General features: G+C 64.3%; 15 protein-coding genes. 11 read left to right on the top strand and 4 right to left on the bottom strand.

Features of this window, described 5'->3' with window-relative positions; translation table 11 throughout:
• Positions 1 to 86 precede the first annotated feature (86 nt).
• Together I6F35_RS20435 and I6F35_RS20430 are read left to right on the top strand one after the other, a co-directional pair.
• Entirely contained in the window at positions 87 to 815 is a 729-nt protein-coding gene (locus I6F35_RS20435; protein ID WP_225119463.1) for a hypothetical protein, read from the top strand.
• A 172-nt stretch (positions 816 to 987) separates the two neighbouring features.
• Positions 988 to 2,007 carry a LysM peptidoglycan-binding domain-containing protein gene (locus I6F35_RS20430; RefSeq protein WP_225119462.1) on the top strand — a complete coding sequence of 340 codons (1,020 nt, stop codon included), beginning with the start codon at positions 988 to 990 and terminating at the stop codon, positions 2,005 to 2,007.
• 94 nt (positions 2,008 to 2,101) lie between these two features.
• Here I6F35_RS20430 and I6F35_RS20425 read toward each other — a convergent pair whose 3' ends face one another.
• From I6F35_RS20425 to I6F35_RS20415, 3 genes are read right to left on the bottom strand one after another with little or no spacing between them, the layout of a single operon-like run.
• Positions 2,102 to 2,728 (bottom strand): isoprenylcysteine carboxylmethyltransferase family protein, encoded by a 627-nt coding sequence (locus I6F35_RS20425; RefSeq protein ID WP_225119461.1) that lies wholly within the window; start codon positions 2,726 to 2,728, stop codon positions 2,102 to 2,104.
• Between the two features lie 25 nt (positions 2,729 to 2,753).
• A complete protein-coding gene (locus I6F35_RS20420) occupies positions 2,754 to 3,803 on the bottom strand; it encodes an NAD-dependent epimerase/dehydratase family protein (RefSeq protein WP_225119460.1) in 1,050 nt (349 codons plus the stop codon).
• A 26-nt stretch (positions 3,804 to 3,829) separates the two neighbouring features.
• Complete coding sequence (locus tag I6F35_RS20415; RefSeq protein ID WP_225119459.1) at positions 3,830 to 4,348, bottom strand: Mpo1-like protein; 519 nt, start codon at positions 4,346 to 4,348, stop codon at positions 3,830 to 3,832.
• 274 nt (positions 4,349 to 4,622) lie between these two features.
• On the opposite strand from I6F35_RS20415, the gene I6F35_RS20410 reads away from it, so the two are divergent.
• Both I6F35_RS20410 and I6F35_RS20405 read left to right on the top strand, forming a co-directional pair.
• Positions 4,623 to 5,366, top strand: a complete 744-nt coding sequence (locus tag I6F35_RS20410; protein ID WP_225119570.1) for a thermonuclease family protein — start codon at positions 4,623 to 4,625, stop codon at positions 5,364 to 5,366.
• A 198-nt stretch (positions 5,367 to 5,564) separates the two neighbouring features.
• The gene (locus tag I6F35_RS20405) at positions 5,565 to 7,058 is read left to right on the top strand and encodes a M48 family metalloprotease (protein WP_225119458.1); all 1,494 of its coding nucleotides are present in this window, start codon (positions 5,565 to 5,567) and stop codon (positions 7,056 to 7,058) included.
• Positions 7,059 to 7,082: 24 nt separating this feature from the next.
• Here the strand turns inward: I6F35_RS20405 and I6F35_RS20400 are convergent, their stop codons facing one another.
• Positions 7,083 to 8,399, bottom strand: coding sequence for an MFS transporter (locus I6F35_RS20400; RefSeq protein ID WP_225119457.1), 1,317 nt, complete (start codon positions 8,397 to 8,399; stop codon positions 7,083 to 7,085).
• A 179-nt stretch (positions 8,400 to 8,578) separates the two neighbouring features.
• Between I6F35_RS20400 and cyoA the strand changes: the two genes are divergently transcribed.
• The 7 genes from cyoA to I6F35_RS20365 are packed head-to-tail and all read left to right on the top strand — an operon-like array spanning position 8,579 to position 15,472.
• Positions 8,579 to 9,745, top strand: a complete 1,167-nt coding sequence (gene cyoA, locus I6F35_RS20395) for a ubiquinol oxidase subunit II (RefSeq protein WP_225119456.1) — start codon at positions 8,579 to 8,581, stop codon at positions 9,743 to 9,745.
• Positions 9,746 to 9,755: 10 nt separating this feature from the next.
• A complete protein-coding gene (cyoB, locus tag I6F35_RS20390) occupies positions 9,756 to 11,765 on the top strand; it encodes a cytochrome o ubiquinol oxidase subunit I (protein ID WP_225119455.1) in 2,010 nt (669 codons plus the stop codon).
• Positions 11,762 to 12,391 (top strand): cytochrome o ubiquinol oxidase subunit III, encoded by a 630-nt coding sequence (gene cyoC / locus I6F35_RS20385; protein ID WP_130225984.1) that lies wholly within the window; start codon positions 11,762 to 11,764, stop codon positions 12,389 to 12,391. Before cyoB ends, cyoC begins: the two co-directional genes overlap by 4 nt.
• A complete protein-coding gene (cyoD, locus tag I6F35_RS20380) occupies positions 12,388 to 12,765 on the top strand; it encodes a cytochrome o ubiquinol oxidase subunit IV (protein ID WP_225119454.1) in 378 nt (125 codons plus the stop codon). The genes cyoC and cyoD overlap by 4 nt, the downstream gene beginning before the upstream one ends.
• Before the next feature lie 26 nt (positions 12,766 to 12,791).
• Complete coding sequence (locus I6F35_RS20375) at positions 12,792 to 13,586, top strand: SURF1 family protein (protein ID WP_225119569.1); 795 nt, start codon at positions 12,792 to 12,794, stop codon at positions 13,584 to 13,586.
• Positions 13,558 to 14,949 carry an ATP-binding protein gene (locus I6F35_RS20370; RefSeq protein ID WP_225119453.1) on the top strand — a complete coding sequence of 464 codons (1,392 nt, stop codon included), beginning with the start codon at positions 13,558 to 13,560 and terminating at the stop codon, positions 14,947 to 14,949. The genes I6F35_RS20375 and I6F35_RS20370 overlap by 29 nt, the downstream gene beginning before the upstream one ends.
• A complete protein-coding gene (locus I6F35_RS20365; protein WP_225119452.1) occupies positions 14,939 to 15,472 on the top strand; it encodes a response regulator transcription factor in 534 nt (177 codons plus the stop codon). Before I6F35_RS20370 ends, I6F35_RS20365 begins: the two co-directional genes overlap by 11 nt.
• Positions 15,473 to 15,491 lie beyond the last annotated feature (19 nt).

Raw genomic sequence — 15,491 nt, 5'->3', positions numbered from 1 at the left:
CGCCGCGCGTACCGCTTTTGTTGCGGTTGCGAGCGCACCGGGGTTACGGTCATCAACAACATTCGGTAGCCCTTCGAGGAGGAGCCATGAACGCCTATCGCGGCCGCAGCGGATTGGTCGGCCGGCATTTCTTTCCGCGGCTGCGCACCATCGCCACCGCGCTGTTGCTGCTGCTTCCGATCGTCGCAAGCCCGGCGCAGGCTGCGCCGGAAACGGCGGCCGCTCGGGCCTCCACCGCGCACGTCTATCTGCTCCGAGGGGTCCTGAACATCTTCTCGCTGGGACTGGACGAGATTGCCGCGAAACTGCAGGCGCAGGGCATGCGGGTGACCATCACCAACTATGTCTTCTGGTCGTCACTGGCCGACGAGGCCGCGGCCGAATACCGGAGCGGCAAGATCAAGACCGTCATTCTGGTCGGGCACTCCTCGGGTGCGACCTACCTGCCCGATATGGTCGCCAAGCTGGACCAGCTCGGCGTTCCCGTGAAGCTCGCAATCGGGCTCGACTCGGTGTTCCACACCAGCCTCTCGGGGCGCGTCGGACGATACATCAATTTCTACGTCGCCAACGGCGCCGGCACGCCCGTCGACAGGGCCAGGGGATTCCAGGGCAAGCTCGAGAACGTCAATGTGCAGAGCGTGCCGGGTGTCGGGCACCTGACGATCGAAAAGAGCCAGATCATGCAGCAGAAGGTGATCGGCGAGATCGACGCCGTGGTCTTCGGTCGGCCGGCGCCGGCTTCACCGCGGCCGCCGAGCGAAGCTAGCGCCGCCGGATCCCGCTCGGCAACCAGTGCGGCGGCGCGCAACTAGATCTTGCTGTCCTGTCTACTTGTTGCGGCGCAGAGGTTGCGCCGCAATTCTGCCAATTCCTGCGCGATAGTTGATCGTGAACGCGGGCAAGTGGCCTGCCGGCGATCGAGAGCCGGCGTATCTGCGCGCCGAGATCACAGGCGGAAGGCGCATGATCAATCCGAAACCGGTTATGGCCGTTGTGTTCCGGGCGATGCTTGTCGCCTGTATCTGGTCGGCCGGTTGCGGTTTGACGCTCGCTGGTCCGGTCGCAAAACAAACCAATAGCGCCACCGCGGTGGCCACACCGCCGCCCCCGCCTGCCGCCGAGCAGCCCGCGCCGACACCACGGGTGCGCGCCTACCTTTTCCGCGGCGCCATGGGCCCGATCTTTTCGCGCGGAATGGACCGGTTGACCAGCCGGCTCCAGGAAGTCGGCGTCCAGGCCGACGTCAACGAGTTCACGATCTGCCGGATCATCGCGGCCAGGGCCATCCGCGAATACAAGGAAGAGCCGCTTCCGATCGTCCTGATCGGGCATTCAATGGGCGGGCTTTGCTCGGTGATATTCGCGGAGGTGCTGCGTGACGAAAACATCCCGGTCAGCCTGATCGTCACCATCGACCCGGCGCACGCAACCGGGAACGTGCCGCTCAATGTCGAGCGGTTCATCAACATCTTCCTGTCCGACAGCGTGCTGGGCGGCGGCGATGTCGTCGCGGAGCCGGGCTATCAGGGCCACTATGCAAGCTACGACTTGAAGGACCACAAGGAAGTCACGCACATCAACATCGACAAGATGGATACGATCCACGACCAGGTGGTGAAGGCGGTCGTGCAACTCGGAACGACGCCGATGCAGGTCAAAGGCGAGACGGCGCCGCTGCGTTACCTCGTTCCACAGGATGAGCCGCTCGAATTGTGGGACAGCGGCATTCCGCAATCCGCCCGCACCGGCGATACCCTGCAACGCCTTGCGACGGTAAACCAGGTCCCGCTGTGGTCGCTTACTCAGGCCAATCAGCTATCGGATAACGCCCCGCTGACCGCAGGTCAGCGCATCGTCATTCCGCGCCATTTGATGCCGGTCGGGCAGCAGCCGCCCGTGACGGCGACGACAGCGGAAGCGGCAAAGCGATCGGCAACTCCGTCTGCCCGTCCTTCGCGCGGAGAGGCCTCGAGTGACAAGTCGTCGTCCCCACGAACACGGTGACAGATCTCCGCGCAGCGCTAACCTGTAGCCCGGAGCGAAACGCGAGTGGCCCGGGTTACACTGCGCTCCACCCGGGGGGAGATAGAGATCTGCGCTAGCCGGCCGGCAGGAACGGGATCAGCATCGGTACGCGCCGGCGGTAGGCTCCATATTCCTCCGGGCCGAGTTCGGCGCTGAGGAACACCTCCTCCATCCGCGCCTTCTGCGCCATGCCGAGCGAGATCAGCACTGCGCCGAGGATCGCGGTGGCCGTCCCGACCGCAACGCCAGTAGCCAGCATGCCCGCGATCAGGCCGGTGTAGATCGGATGGCGCACCATACCATACGGCCCGGTGTCGATGACGTGGTGCCCTTCCTTGTGCGTGATCGCGTTCGACCAGAATCGTCCGAGATGGATTCGCGCCCACCATGTGAAGGAGATTCCGGCGAGCGTCAGGATCGCCATCACGTAGATGCCGAAGCTGCCGAACTGCCACAGCGGCTTTTCCCCCAGCACCCGTCCGGTCCACGGCAGGAACAGGATCGCGCCCACGAGAATGGGAATGCGATACTTCAGCGAGTCCGTGGTCATGACGTGCTTCTTGGTCTGGCCGGACCAGACCGACGCCGCCACCCAGCTAGCGACCCACAGAATCCAGATGATGGCGAGCAATTGCGTGGGCCAGGTGGCCGTCCACCCGCTCCAGACAAACGCGAACCATTGACCAGGATCTTGCTGCATATTGCGACCGTATCAGGCGGTTGGATCAGACGCCAATCCGGCGCGTGGTATTGAACGATTGGGCGCTCCGGCTCGGCGCCGGTTCCCATTCCGCCTGATTGTGACCGGAGCCAAGCAGATGCGCAATGGTTTCGCGAAGCACGGGCTCGACGGGCCCGGGCGCGTAGCCGAGCTCGCGCTGCGCCTTTTCGATCGACAGCGCCTCTGCCCGCCGCGCGATCCGGACGCCTTCAGCCGTGCCGGATGGCGGGCGGCCGGTCACGTGATCGGCAACGAACTCCAGGATGCCGGCGGTGAACTCGGCAAGACGGCCATTCATCGCAAGGCGCGGCGTGCGGCGGCCGCTGACTTCCGCCATGATCCGGAGCACCTGCCTCAGCGCGATGCTTTCGCCGCCGAGAATGTAGCGATGCCCGAACCGCCCGCGCTCCATGGCAAGGATCAGCCCTGCCGCGACATCGCGAACGTCGACCAGGTTCACCACGAAATCCAGATAGAGCTGCACGCGCTGATTCAGGAAAAGCCGGAGCATCTCGGTCGGCGGCGTGAAATTGTGGTCGTGGGTTCCGATCGGCATCGTGGGACAGCCGATGACAACAGGATATCCGGATGCCGCCTGTTGCATCGCGTAGCGTTCGGCGAGCATCTTCGAGCGCGTATAAGGCCCGGGCATGTCATCCGGCAGCAGCGCATCGTCGGCCAGGCGATCATCCGATCGCGAGGCGCGGAACAGGATCGATTCGGTGGAGCAGTGCAGCAGCCGCTTCACGCCGCGCTTGCGCGCGGTCCCGATCACGACCTCGCTGCCGCCGCAATTGACGTCGTGGAAATCGGCTTTCCGCGGCAGCCACATCCCGGGCAGGCCGGCAAGGTGATAGACCTCGTCGACGCCGTCGAGGGCGCTGTGCACGAGTTCGCGGTCGAGCACCGATCCCTTGACATACTCGACCTTCGGCAACGCCCGGGACGGCGGCTGCAGATCGAGCACGCGGACACCACAGCCTTGCGCGACAAGCGCCGAAACCAGGTGCTTGCCAATGAAGCCGTTACCGCCCGTAACCAGGATTCGTGTCATTGCGGTGGGATGCAGTACCGGCTGGATTACTGGGAATACGACAGGGAATCTTGCGGAGGCTCAATAATGCTCGCGAGATCGTGTCGGAAGCCCAGTGCAATGAACAGTTTCGCCATCACGAACATCGGTCCGAGCAGCAGATGGGTGGGGTGGTCGGCCATCGAGGGCTTCCTGCGTTCGAACACCTGGTGCCCGATGGTCTGCGAGGCTATCCCTACCACAATGAGGACCGCCGTAAGCAACCACATCGTCGTGGTGGTCACGTTACCGACGATCCAGGAGGCTACCGACAGCAAGGCGACCGCTCCGCAAAAGATTCCGGCACCAAGCGCGAGATCGAGCAAGAACCAATAGAACAGCACCGGCAGGACGGCGATGACGGCCGCGTTGACCTCGACTCCGAACAGGTTGAAGGACCACAGGCTGAGCGGGAGAACGGCCGCCAGGAACAGAAACACGATGCCGAACACATGCATCGCGCAATTCCAGGGATCACGATGATATTCGACGTAATCGGTCAACTGCCGCCGAAAGTACGAGTTCATGCAGCACTTATCTTTCCTGTTGTGCCGGGACGCGCGGCAAGACCTGCTTGCGCGAAACCCAGCGCTCCGGCTTCATTGCTGGCCCCCGCCGGCAGGGTGCTACTTATGCTCGCAATCAGCCTCAAGTCAAAATGCCCCCGGCATGGTGTGTCCCGCAGATCGGACGCGGACCGCCGTCGTTACGGAAAATCATGTCCTAATTCAGTCGACTAGCAGCGGCGTCATGACACGGGCCCACAAAGTGACAGCACATCACGCGAAATTTTGTGCACAAATGTTGCCGTTCTGCCTCATCCTCGCAGTGGTAACCGATTCCGCCCGAGCGTCGGGATGCGCTTTCGAAGCCTTGGGCGAGGGCCGGGTCGCAGCCGTGACCGACGCGCGCAGCTTTCGCCTCGAGGACGGCCGCGAAGTCCGCCTCGCCGGCATCGAGATTGCCGACCGACAGAAGGGCATCGCGGCGCTGTCGGCGCTCGTCATGGGGCGCGACATCTCGCTGCAGGGCGAGGACGACGCGCCGGACCGCTACGGCCGCCAGACAGCTTTCGTGTTTGTCTCGGGTTCTGATTCGTCCGTGCAAAGTGAACTGTTGAAGCAGGGCCAGGCGATGGTATCGCCCGAGGTCTCGAATCGCGACTGCGCTACGCTGCTGCTCGCCGCCGAGGCGGAGGCGAGGCAGGCCAAGCGCGGAACCTGGGCCGACGGATCGGCCATAAAAAACGCGGAAAGTCCCGGCGTTATTTTGGCAGGGATCGGGCGCTTTGCGGTGGTCGAGGGGAAGGTCTTGTCGGTCCGCCAGGCGGGGGCAACCACCTACCTCAACTTTGGCCGAAACTGGACACGGGACTTTGCTGTGACTATTTCAAGGCGCGTAGTGCCGGCGCTCGAGGCGGCCGGGCTTACGCCTAAGTCCCTCGAAAATCGAAGGATTCGTGTCCGCGGCTGGGTCGAAGCCCGCAACGGGCCACGAATTGAACTGTTCCGGGTCGGGCAGTTGGAAGTGCTTGGCGGGAACTAAAGCATGATCGGGAAGAGGGGAACGGTTCTCCTTGCGACAAACGCCAAGCGTTTGCGCGGAGATCGTGCTTAAACAGACAAACGAGCGCATGATCCGAACGCGGAAGCTTGTCTTCCACGAATCGTGCGCAAACAGGGATGGGGTCATGATCCGGCCTGCCGGACCGTGATATGTTCCGGCAGCTTGAGAGTAGCTGACGTGATTGAGGGTGTGCGACGGCGGGACAGGACGGGCCGCGGCCTTTTGGCTGCGCCGGCGCTGTTGTGCGCGGCCACCCTGCTGTCCGCCTGCGGCAATCTTAGCATCGGCCGGATCGAGACCGCAGCTCCCGTCGCGACGCCCCAACCGAAGCCAAAGCCCACGGTGGCGCAGACACCGGCGACCGAGCGCGAACATGAGCGTATCCTGGCCACCTATGGCGGCGCCTATGACGACCCGAAGCTGGAAGCCCTGATCAGCAAGACCGTCGACCGGCTGGTCGCAGCCTCCGACCGTCCCGACCAGGGCTACAAGGTGACGATCCTCAATTCCGGCGCGGTGAATGCCTTCGCGCTGCCGACCGGACAACTCTATGTCACGCGCGGCCTGATCGCGCTCGCCAGCGACACTTCGGAGTTGTCTTCCGTGCTGAGCCACGAGATGGCGCATGTGCTGGCCAAGCACGCCTCCATCCGCGAGGACCAGGCGCGGCAGGCGGCGGTGGTGACACGCGTCGTCACCGACATGGGCAACGATCCCGAACTCACCGCGCTGGCCCTCGCCAAGACCAAGCTCACGATGGCGAGCTTCTCGCGCCAGCAGGAGTTCGAGGCCGACGGCATCGGCGTTGGTATCGCCGCACGCGCACATTTCGATCCCTATGGCGCATCGCGCTTCCTCACCGCGATGGAGCGCAACGCGGCGCTGAAGGTCGGCAAGACCTCGTTCGATCCGCGCGCACAGGATTTCCTGTCCTCGCATCCGGCAACACCCGAGCGCGTCGCCAACGCGCAAGCCGCGGCACGGCAATATACGGCGCCCGAAGGGTCCGAACGCGACCGCGAGACCTATCTCGCCGCGATCGACAACATCGTCTATGGCGAAGATCCGAGCGAAGGCTTCGTTCGCGGCCGCCGCTTCCTGCATCCCAAGCTCGGCTTCACCTTCCAGGCGCCCGAGAACTTCACGCTCGACAACACCGCGCAGGCGGTGATCGGCGTGCGCGAAGGCGGCACGCAGGCGATGCGGTTCGACGTGGTGCGGGTGCCGGCCGAACAGTCGCTCGGCGAGTATCTGAACTCCGGCTGGATGGAAGGCGTCGACAAAGCGTCGACCGAGGACCTCACCGTCAACGGCTTCCCGGCGGCATCCGCCACCGCGCGTGGCGACCAGTGGCAGTTCAAGGTCTACGCACTGCGCTTCGGCAGCGACGTCTACCGCTTCATCTTCGCGGCCAAGCAGAAGTCGACCGAGAGCGAGCGCAATGCGCGCGAGACCGTCAATTCGTTCCGCCGCCTGACGCTCGAGGAGATCCAGGCCGCGCGCCCGCTGCGCATCAAGGTCATCACCGTGCAGCCCGGCGACACCGTGGAATCACTCTCCCACCGCATGGGCGGCGTCGACCACCCCGCCGAACGCTTCCGCGTCCTCAACGGGCTCGATGCCCACACCCAGGTCAAGCCCCGCGACCGCGTCAAGATCGTCGTGGAGTGACGATCGCACCGGCGCCGCCTGCCATTACTCGATGATGTTTTCGCGCAAGCCGCTCAGCCAAAGCGCCAGCAGCGTCCACACCGCGCCGGACAAGAGGTAGGCGCCGGCGGAGATCAGGCCGAAATGGGTCGCGAGCAACAGCGCGGCGAGTGGCGCAAATCCCGCGCCGAACAGCCAAGCGAGGTCCGAAGTGAGCGCGGAAGCGGTGTAGCGGTACATCGGCGCGAAGCTGGAGGCGATCGCGCCCGAGGACTGGCCGAACGACAGGCCGAGCAGAATGAAGCCCAGCACCATATAGACGGTCTCTCCGACGGGACCGGCATCGAGCAGTTGCGGGGCAAAGCCGCTATAGACCGCGATCGCGATCGCCGAACCGATCAGCAATGACTTTCGTCCGACGCGATCGGCGATCAGTCCCGAAGCCACGATGGCGACGACGCCGAAGGCCGCGCCGATCATCTCGATGATGAGAAAACGCACCGGGCTCTCGCGCGTGAACAGGAAGATCCAGGACAGCGGAAACACCGTGACCATGTGGAACAGCGCAAAGCTCGCCAGCGGCGCGAAGGCGCCGAGCAGGATGTTGCGCCCCTCGCCGCGGACCGTGTCGGTGACGCGGGCCGGCTGCAGCTCGCGCGTCTCGAACAGCGAATCATATTCCGGCGTCGCCACCATGCGCAGCCGTGCGAACAGGGCGACCACGTTGATCGCGAACGCGACGAAGAACGGGTAGCGCCAGCCCCAGTCGAAGAAGTCTTCCGCCGACAGGTTGCCGGCGAAATACGCGAACAGCGCGCTCGCCACGATCAGTCCGAGCGGCGCGCCGAGCTGCGGCACCATGGCGTACCAGCCGCGATGATGCCGCGGCGCATTGAGCGCGAGCAGCGATGCAAGGCCGTCCCACGCCCCGCCCCAGGCCAGACCCTGGACGCCGCGCGCCAGCGCCAACAGCCAGATCGCGGCCACGCCGATCGTCTCATAGCCGGGCAGGAAGGCGATCGCGACGGTTGCAGTCCCCAGGAGGAACAGCGCGATGATCAGCTTCGCGTTCTTGCCGTAGTGGCGGTCGACCGTCATGAAGATGACGGACCCGAGCGGACGCGCCACGAAGGCAAGCGCGAAGATGCCGAAAGAATAAAGTGTCCCCGTCAGCTCGTTGGTGAATGGGAACACCAGGCGCGGAAACACGATCACGGACGCGATCGCATAGACGAAGAAATCGAAGAATTCGGAGGTGCGGCCGATGATGACGCCGATGGCGATCTCCCCCGGATGCGCCGGTTCGTGACCTTTCGTCACCGGGTGGCCGTGAGCCATTGCAGGGGCCTGTGTCATCGCCATCGCGCCTATGCCGTCCTTGACTGAGGCGGCCGCCGGGCGGTGTTGCGCTCGAGCGGCCGGAAAACCGCTGTTTGGGCCGCTATTGCGCACTGCAACATTGGACAAATTGTCCAATGTCCTCCGTGTTGCATCGCAGCTACCCCTTGTTCCACATAGCAAAATTCCAACAAGGTTCCACCGTGCGTGTCTTGAGGATTCTGGCGCTGCTGCCGCTCGCAGCCGCCCTTTCGGGGTGTGATTTCGTCGTGCTCGCCCCGGCCGGCGACGTGGCCGTGCAGCAGCGCGACCTGGTCGTCATCTCCACCGTTCTGATGCTCCTGATCGTCCTGCCGGTGATGGCGCTGACCGCGCTGTTCGCCTGGCGCTACCGGCAGTCGAACACATCGGCCCGCTATGAGCCCGAGTGGGACCATTCCACCCAGCTCGAGCTCGTCATCTGGTCGGCGCCGCTCCTGATCATCGTCTGCCTGGGGGCGCTCACCTGGATGGGCACCCATCTGCTCGATCCCTATCGTGCGCTCGGGCGCATCGCGGCCGATCGTCCGATCGAGGCGCAGGACAAGCCGCTCAATGTCGAGGTGGTCGCGCTCGACTGGAAATGGCTGTTCATCTATCCGGAATACGGCGTCGCAACCGTCAACGAGCTCGCAGCTTCCGTCGATCGCCCGATTCGTTTCAGCATCACGGCGTCCTCCGTGATGAACTCCTTCTACATCCCGGCGCTGGCCGGCCAGGTCTATGCCATGCCGGGCATGGAGACCAAGCTGCACGCCGTGACCAACAAGCCCGGCATCTACAGGGGCTTCTCCGCCAATTACAGCGGCGCCGGCTTCTCCGGGATGCACTTCGCGTTCCACAGCCTCGCCGCCGCCGACTTCGACAAATGGATCGCCGGCGTGAAGGCAAGCGGCGGCATGCTCGGCCGCAGCGACTATCTCGTGCTCGAACGTCCGAGCACCAACCAGCCGGTGCGCCGCTACGGCTCGGTCGATCGCGACCTGTTCAAGGCGATCGTCAACATGTGCGTCGAGCCCGGCAAGATGTGCGCGAGCGAGATGATGGCGATCGACGCCAAGGGTGGCCTTGGCCGCGAAGGGCTGAACAACACGCTGCCGCTGGCCTACGACAAATATGCCCGCCGTGGCGCGGTGTTCGGGCCCGAGCCGACTTATGTCGCCGGCATCTGCTCGGTCGACGAACTGAAGGGGCAATCCGCGGCGAAGAGCAACGTCCCGTTCGACACGACGCCGCTGCGCGGTGCCGGCCTCAAGCGTCCGCCGTTCTCGCCCGCCAACCCGTCCTCGACATCCCTTCTCCTCGGACCGCGTCCGAAATCAGACTCCTAAAGAGCGCCGCATGTTCGATACTTCTTCCCTCGCGAAAGTGATTTTCGGCCGCCTGACACTGGAATCGCTGCCGCTGCATGAGCCGATCGTGGTCGGCACCTTCGTCGTGGTCGCGCTCGGCGGCATCGCCCTGCTCGGCGCGGTCACCTATTTCCGGCTGTGGGGCTACCTATGGCGCGAGTGGTTCACCACCGTCGACCACAAGCGCATCGGCATCATGTACATGATCCTCGGCATCGTGATGCTGCTGCGCGGCTTTGCCGACGCCATCATGATGCGCCTGCAGCAGGCGATCGCCTTTGGCGGCTCCGAAGGCTATCTCAACGCCCACCACTACGATCAGATCTTCACCGCGCATGGCGTGATCATGATCTTCTTCGTCGCCATGCCGCTGGTCACCGGGCTGATGAACTATGTGGTGCCGCTGCAGATCGGCGCGCGCGACGTCTCGTTCCCCTTCCTCAACAATTTCAGCTTCTGGATGACCGTGGGCGGCGCGGTGCTGGTGATGATTTCGCTGTTCGTCGGTGAATTCGCGCGCACCGGCTGGCTCGCTTATCCGCCGCTGTCGAACATCGGCTACAGCCCCGATGTCGGCGTCGATTACTACATCTGGGGATTGCAGGTGGCCGGTGTCGGCACGACGCTATCGGGCATCAACCTGATCTGTACCATCGTCAAGCTGCGCGCGCCGGGCATGACGATGATGCGGATGCCGGTGTTCACCTGGACCTCGCTGTGCACCAACGTCCTGATCGTCGCCTCCTTCCCGGTGCTGACGGCGGTGCTGGCCCTGCTGTCGCTCGATCGCTACGTCGGCACCAACTTCTTCACGAACGACTTCGGCGGCAGCCCGATGATGTACGTGAACCTGATCTGGATCTGGGGCCACCCCGAGGTCTACATCCTGGTGCTGCCGGCGTTCGGCATCTTCTCCGAGGTGACCTCGACGTTCTCGGGCAAGCGCCTGTTCGGCTACACCTCCATGGTCTACGCCACGGTCGTCATCACCATCCTCTCATATCTGGTCTGGCTGCATCACTTCTTCACGATGGGCTCGGGCGCCAGCGTGAATTCCTTCTTCGGCATCACCACCATGATCATCTCGATCCCGACGGGAGCGAAGATGTTCAACTGGCTGTTCACGATGTATCGCGGCCGCATCCGCTTCGAATTGCCGATGATGTGGACGGTCGCGTTCATGTTCACCTTCGTGATCGGCGGCATGACGGGCGTGCTGCTGGCGGTGCCGCCGGCCGACTTCGTCCTGCACAACAGCCTGTTCCTGGTCGCGCATTTCCACAACGTGATCATCGGCGGCGTGGTGTTCGGCGCGTTTGCCGGCATCGCCTACTGGTTCCCGAAGGCGTTCGGCTTCAGGCTCGACCCGTTCTGGGGCAAGCTGTCGTTCTGGTTCTGGGTCACAGGCTTCTATTTCGCCTTCATGCCGCTCTACGTGCTCGGCCTGATGGGCGTCACCCGCCGCCTGCGGGTGTTCGACGACCCGAGCCTGCAGATCTGGTTCGTCATCGCCGGCATCGGCGCCTTCCTGATCTTCCTCGGCATCGTCTCCTTCCTGGTGCAGATCGCAGTCAGCGTGCTCAAGCGCGAAGCGCTGAAGGACGTGACCGGCGATCCCTGGAATGCACGCACGCTGGAATGGGCGACGTCGTCGCCGCCGCCGGCCTACAACTTCGCCTTCACACCCGTCGTCCATGACAACGACGCCTGGTGGGACATGAAGCGCCGCGGCTATCGGCGTCCGCTCACCGGGTTCAAGCCGATCCACATGCCCAGCAACACCGGCACGGGCGTCATCCTCGCCGCGCTGGCCACCGCGATGGGGTTCGGCCTGATCTGGTACATGTGGTGGCTGGCCGCCGTGAGCTTCATCGGCCTGCTCGCGGTCGCGATCGGCCACACCTTCAACTATCACCGCGACTATCACATCCCGGCCGATGAGGTCGTCCGGGTGGAGGATGCGCGCACGCACCTGCTTGCCGCCGGAGCCAAGTCATGACACTTGCCGTCGTTCCCCCACAGAATTCCGAACCGGTCTTCTACGTCGTCGACGAGCACGAGCATCCCGAAGGCGCGAGCACCATGCTCGGCTTCTGGATCTACCTGATGAGCGACTGTCTCATCTTCGCGATGCTGTTCGCCACTTTTGGCGTGCTCGGCGGCAACTACGCGGCAGGCCCAGCGCCAAAGGACCTGTTCGACCTGCCGCTCGTGGCGGTCAACACCTCGATGCTGCTGCTGTCGTCGATCACCTATGGTTTCGCGATGCTGGCGATGGAGAAGTCGCGCGTCGGCGCGATGCAGGCCTGGCTCGTGATAACCGGGCTGTTCGGCCTGGCGTTCATCAGCATTGAGCTGTTCGAATTCGCCCACATGATCCACGAGGGCGCAACACCACAGCGCAGCGCGTTCCTGTCGTCCTTCTTCACGCTGGTCGGCACCCACGGTCTACACGTCACCTTCGGCCTGGTATGGCTGGTGACGCTGATGGTGCAGGTCGCGCGCTACGGCCTGATCGAGGCCAACCGCAGGCGTCTGATGTGCCTCAGCATGTTCTGGCACTTCCTCGATGTGGTCTGGATCGGCGTGTTCACCTTTGTCTACCTGATGGGAATGCTCCGATGAAAACCGATACTCACGCCCTGCAGCCCGCATCCGGCGAGCACGCCGAGCACCATGCCCACGGCTCACGGCAAAGCTACCTGATCGGCTTCGGCCTCTCTGTCATCCTCACCGCGATCCCGTTCTGGCTGGTGATGACCGGCGTTCTCGACAAGCAGGTCACCGGGCTCGCCATCACGGTGCTGGCGGCGGTCCAGATCGTGGTCCACATGGTGTATTTCCTGCACATGAACACCCGTTCCGAAAGCGGCTGGACTATGATGGCGCTGATCTTCACCATCATCATGGTGGTGATCGGGTTGACCGGAACGCTGTGGGTCATGCATCACCTCAACGTCAACATGATGCCGGGGCACGACATGAGCACCATGCCGTGACGGCGCGGGTCCCTGCCCTCTCGCTGCTGCTGGTCGCCCTCGCGGCGCTCGGCGTCGTTGCGCTGACCGCGCTCGGCGTGTGGCAGCTCGAGCGCAGGTCCTGGAAGCTGGCGCTGATCGATCGGGTCGAGCAGCGCCTGCATGCCGCCCCTCAGCCGCTGCCGGCGCCCGCCTCGTGGCCCGCGATCACGGCAGCAAGCGACGAGTACCGGCGCGTGACCGTGACCGGCCATTTCCTGCATGAGCGCGAGACGCTGGTGGCTGCTGTCACCGACTACGGCCGCGGCTTCTGGGTCCTGACGCCGCTGCAGACGGCGGACGGCGCCACGGTCCTGGTCAATCGCGGCTTTGTCCCCCCGGAGCGGAGCGACCCGTCGACACGGGGTGAGGGCAATCCGCTTCGAACGGCGAGCGTCACCGGCCTGCTGCGGATCACGGAGCCAAAGGGCGCCTTCCTGCATACCAACGATCCGGCCGCGAACCGCTGGTACTCGCGCGACGTCGCTGCGATCGCCGCGGCGCGCGGGCTGTCAGAGGTCGCGCCATTCTTCATCGATGCCGACGCGGCCCCCAATCCCGGCGGCTACCCGATCGGCGGATTGACCGTCGTCAGGTTCCCGAACAACCATCTGATTTACGCGCTGACATGGTTCGCCATGGCCTTTATGCTGGCGGCTGCACTCCTGCGCGTCCTGCGCGGCAGGGGCCATGTCCGCGACTTCGATGCGCGGCGCGATGCCGTGCGGAGCCTGGTGGCTGCCGCACGCAATTTGTCTCGCAAGACGGGCCCAGATGCTCGAGCGCATATCGGATCAGCATGACCACGGGAAAACGGCGGACGAGGCCATGACGCCCCCGGCCAGGGCCGGTGCCGGCACGGGTTCGGTCGCGCTGGATGCCCCGACATCGACCGACGACACGACCAACCGCAAGAACATGGCGCTGCTGATCCAGCTCCGCTGGACTGCTGTGATCGGCCAGATCGCGACCATCGCATTCGTCGAGCAATGGCTCGGCATTGCACTGCCGATCCTGCCGATGGCCGGCGTGATCGCAGCCCTGGTGGCGCTCAACCTCTTGAGCCTGGTCTGGGTGCGGTACCGGGCGGAGATCAACAACCGCGAACTGCTGCTGGCGCTGATGCTCGACGTCACCGCCTTGACCGGCCAGCTCTATCTGAGCGGCGGGGCCACCAATCCGTTCACGTCGCTCTACCTGCTGCAGGTGACGCTCGGCGCGGTGCTGCTCGACGCGCGCTCGACCTGGTCGCTGGTCGCGCTTGCCTGTCTGAGCTTCGCCGGGCTGACCATGGCCTATCGGCCGCTCGGGCTGCCGCATCACGGCTTCAGCGATCCGTTCAGCCTCCACGTTGCCGGCATGTTCGTCGGCTTCATGCTGGATGCGATCCTGCTCGTGGTGTTCGTGACCCGCATCAATCGCAACCTAAGGGAACGCGATGCGAATCTCGCTGCGTTGCGCCAGCATGCCGCCGAGCAGGATCACATCGTCAGGATGGGCCTGCTCGCGTCCGGGGCGGCGCATGAACTCGGCACGCCGCTGGCGTCGCTGTCGGTGATCCTGAGCGACTGGCGCCGCATGCCGGCCCTGACATCGGATCCGGAATTGTCTGACGATCTCGCCGAGATGGAGACATCGCTCCAGCGTTGCAAGTCGATCGTGACGGGTATTCTCGTCTCGGCCGGCGAGGCGCGCGGCGAAGAATCGTCGCCGACGACGGTAACCGCCTTTCTCACGGCACTGGTCGAGGAGTGGCGCACCACGCGCCCGTCGGCCACGCTGTACTTCCGCAACGAGTTCGGCGCCGACCTGCCTGTCGTCTCCGAGGTCGCGCTCAAACAGGCGATCTTCAACGTGCTCGACAACTCCGCCGAGGTATCGCGCGACTGGATCGAACTCGCGGCCGAGCGCGCCGGCGACAAGCTCCTGCTGTCGGTCACCGATCGTGGACCGGGCTTTGCGCCGGAAATGCTGGCGCAGTTGGGCAAGCCCTATCAATCCAGCAAGGGACGCCCGGGAAGCGGTCTCGGCCTGTTTCTGGTCGTGAATGTCGTGCGCAAGCTCGGCGGGGTGGTGACGGCGCGCAACAACGCAGAAGGCGGCGCAACCATCAGCCTCGAACTGCCGCTGGCAACGCTTGCGATCGGAGGCAGCCTTGGCGGATGAACGGCTGCTTCTGATCGTCGAGGACGATGCCGGCTTTGCCCGCACGCTCAAACGTTCGTTCGAGCGGCGCGACTATCAGGTCGTCGTGGCGGCCTCGCTCGACGAAGTGCGGAAAGTATTGGAAGAGAAGACGCCGGGCTATGCCGTGGTGGACCTCAAGCTCGGCGGCGCATCGGGGCTTGCCTGCGTCGAAGCGCTGCATGCGCACGACCCCGAGATGCTGATCGTGGTGCTGACCGGATTTGCCAGCATCGCCACCGCGGTCGAAGCCATCAAGCTTGGCGCCTGCCATTATCTCGCCAAGCCGTCGAACACCGACGACATCGAGGCCGCGTTCCAGAAGGCGGAGGGCAACGCCGACATCGAGGTGGCCGCGCGCCCCACCTCGATCAAGACGCTGGAATGGGAGCGCATTCACCAGACCCTGATCGAAACCGATTTCAACATTTCCGAAGCCGCAAGGCGGCTCGGCATGCACCGCCGGACATTGGCGAGAAAACTGGAAAAGCGTCAGGTGAAGTGACGGGAGCGTTTGTCGCTGG

Source organism: Bradyrhizobium sp. BRP22, from assembly GCF_020194175.1.
Lineage (GTDB): Bacteria > Pseudomonadota > Alphaproteobacteria > Rhizobiales > Xanthobacteraceae > Bradyrhizobium.
This window is presented reverse-complemented; position numbering and strand designations above follow the sequence as displayed.